Raw genomic sequence first — 601 nt, forward strand, 5'->3', positions numbered from 1 at the left:
CGCCGGTCGGTCAAGGGCATCGAACAGGCTTTGGCGACTCTCCGTGCGCCCTTGGAACGGGCGCTGGTTCAGCGCTGGCAGCAACGCGGCGATGGCGGCGTTCAGCTCAGCCAAGGAGAAGAACGTCTGATGCCGTAACCGGGCCAGGATCCAGCGCTCGACCAACAGCACGGCGGCTTCAGCCTTTGCCTTGTCCTTGGGCTTGTAGGGACGCGCGGGCAGCACTGCCGTCTGATAGTGAGCAGCCAGTTCGGCGTAGGTCTCGTTGATCGTCGGGGTGTACCGATCCGCCTTGGTCACCGCCGCCTTGAGGTTGTCTGGCACTAATAAGGCGGGTACCCCGCCGAAGAACGTCAGCATCCGTTGGTGGGAGGCGATCCAGTCCGGCAGGCGCTGGCTCCGGGTGGCCTCGGCAAAGGTATAACTGGAAGCGCCAAGCACGGCGACAAAGACCTGGGCCTGACGCATCTCTCCGGTGCTCGGATCCACCACCGGGACGGTCGGTCCGCAGTAATCGATAAAGACCTTCTCACCGGCCCCGTGAACCTGGCGCATGCTGCGCCGTTGCCGGCCTCGCCAGAGCCGGTAATGATGGCAGAAC

The 601-nt window shown here is 64.2% G+C and carries 1 protein-coding gene; it reads right to left on the minus strand.

Annotated elements, in window-relative coordinates; translation table 11 throughout:
- Positions 1–601, minus strand: a 601-nt coding sequence (gene istA, locus CXF87_RS12270) for an IS21 family transposase (RefSeq protein ID WP_157826537.1), incomplete at both ends; no start/stop codon positions are given.

The organism is Halomonas sp. MES3-P3E, assembly GCF_002836035.1.
GTDB lineage: Bacteria > Pseudomonadota > Gammaproteobacteria > Pseudomonadales > Halomonadaceae > Vreelandella > Vreelandella arctica.